The 2,057-nt window shown below is 70.8% G+C and carries 4 protein-coding genes; all 4 read left to right on the forward strand.

Features of this window, described 5'->3' with window-relative positions:
- A partial coding sequence (locus tag AC08OO_RS16880) for an RNA-guided endonuclease InsQ/TnpB family protein (protein WP_476618745.1) occupies positions 1–397 on the forward strand: 397 nt, incomplete at its 5' end.
- 200 nt (positions 398–597) lie between these two features.
- Positions 598–966 carry a hypothetical protein gene (locus tag AC08OO_RS16885; RefSeq protein ID WP_476618746.1) on the forward strand — a complete coding sequence of 123 codons (369 nt, stop codon included), beginning with the start codon at positions 598–600 and terminating at the stop codon, positions 964–966.
- Complete coding sequence (locus tag AC08OO_RS16890; RefSeq protein WP_476618747.1) at positions 966–1,478, forward strand: hypothetical protein; 513 nt, start codon at positions 966–968, stop codon at positions 1,476–1,478. The genes AC08OO_RS16885 and AC08OO_RS16890 overlap by 1 nt, the downstream gene beginning before the upstream one ends.
- Before the next feature lies 1 nt (position 1,479).
- On the forward strand, positions 1,480–2,057 hold a 578-nt coding region (locus AC08OO_RS16895), incomplete at its 3' end, for a hypothetical protein (RefSeq protein ID WP_476618748.1).

Genomic DNA, 2,057 nt, shown 5'->3' on the forward strand with positions numbered 1-2,057 from the left:
CAACCGGCGGCTCGCGAAGGCCGTCGCGACTGCCGGATTCGGGGAGATCCGCCGCCAGCTTGCCTACAAGACCCGCTGGTACGGATCGACGCTCGTCGTCGCCGACCGCTGGTATCCCAGCTCGAAGACCTGCTCCGGCTGTGGCTGGCGAAACCCAAGCCTGGCGCTGTCCGAGCGCACGTTTACCTGCCAGTCCTGCGGACTGGTAGCCGACCGTGACCTGAACGCCGCGATCAACCTGTCCAACCTCGTCGCCGCCAGTGCGTCGGAGACGGTAAACGCCCGTGGAGCCGACCGTAAGACCCGCGCGAGCGGGCAGGTGGCTGGGAAACGGGAACCCGGCACGGCCACGGCCGGTCAGACCGGGGGCGCCTCGCCGAGAGGCGAGGCGGCATAGGTGATGAGCGCTATCGATCATCACGATGCAACGGATCAGCCACTCGATCGTGTCGAACATCAAGACCGGCAAGATCTGGACCCACGTCAGCATCTGACCTTCCGCGCTGCGGGCCAGCGCACCCCCCACCAGCAGCACCGAAAGGCGGACGTCCACCGGGCGTCCGCCTTTTGCGTTGCCCGAAACCGCGAGGAGCACTCATGGCGCGTACCGCCGTGCCCTACTCGACGTTCGTCGGGAACGGCAGCCTGGCCGATCCGGCCGGGACCAGCCTCGACATCACCAACGATCACACGATCGCCCGCGCCTACCCGGAGCGCACGATCCTGCGGGTAACCAACACCCACACCGCGGCCCACACCGTCACCGTGAAGGCTGGCAGCTACCCGCCGGGTATCGCCGCCGGCCAGGGCGACATGACCGCCTCCGTGCCCGCGAACACGGGCGTGACGTGGCTGGGCCCGTTCGAGTCCGGCCGGTTTCTCCAGAATGACGGGTCGCTGTCGATCGACATCGAGGCGTCCCACGCCGGCACGATCACCGCGTTCCTGCTCCCGGACCACGTCTGATGGCCGGCGACGTCGAGGCGGTCGGCTACTTCCGGGTCGAGAACGGCACGATCTCGGAGTTCCGGCTGCCGCTCGCCGAGGTGTGGGTCGAACGGGTGCGGACCAAGGCATTCGTCCGCGTGAACAGCCCGGACGACCCGACCGAGTGGGATGCCGACACTCCGCTGGCGGTGCTCACCGGCCACGAGCGGGCCGAGGACCACACCGCACGGGCCGGCCAGCGGCAGCCCGGGAACCGCCGCGGCGGCGTGCCGCCCGTCAGCCCGGTGACCTCGCCTGAGGGGTCGGCCGGAACCGGCACGGGCGTGGCGGCGGTGACCGAGGACGGCACGGGCGGCGCCGCGCTGCCGCCGATCGTCCACGCCGACGAGGAGCCGACCGACCCGGGCCCGGCCCCGGCGCAGGTCGCGGCGAAGGCCGAGTGGGTGGCCTACGCGGTTCGCTCGGGCGCGGATCCGCTGGAGGCCGAGCGGTCCACCAAGGCGGACCTGATCGACCGGTACGGGGACTGAGATGGCCGACCCACGTCCGATCTCCGAGGAGGTCACCGGCCAGCCGACCGGCCATGACACCCACCATGAGGATCTGGCGTGGGTCGTCAACCGGGCGCTGATCGCCGACAGCAACCTGTCTGATGTCGCCGATCCTGCGGCAGCCCGGAGCAGCCTCGGTCTGGGTACTGCGGCGACCCGGGATACCGGGACGGGCTCGACACAGGTGGTCCTCGGCGGCGACAGCCGGCTATCCGACGCCCGAACGCCGACAGCCCACAAGACCTCCCATGCCACGGGCGGGTCGGACGAGCTCACCCCGGCCGACATCGGCGCTGCCACCTCTGGTCACACCCACAGCTACCAGCCACTCGACTCGGATCTGACGGCGATCGCCGGGCTGACCCCATCGGGCAGCGCGGTGATCCAGGAGTCGGGTGGGGTGTGGGCGGCGCGTACCCCGGCACAGCTCGCGGCGAGTCTGCCGGCAGACCAGGTTGCCGGTACGGCGAGTCTGCGGACCCTGGGCACCGGGGCGACACAGGCCGCTGCGGGGACCGACAACAGGATCGTCAACGCGCTTCAGGGAGTCGCCGCCCC

This window comes from Frankia sp. CeCAU1 (assembly GCF_977971845.1).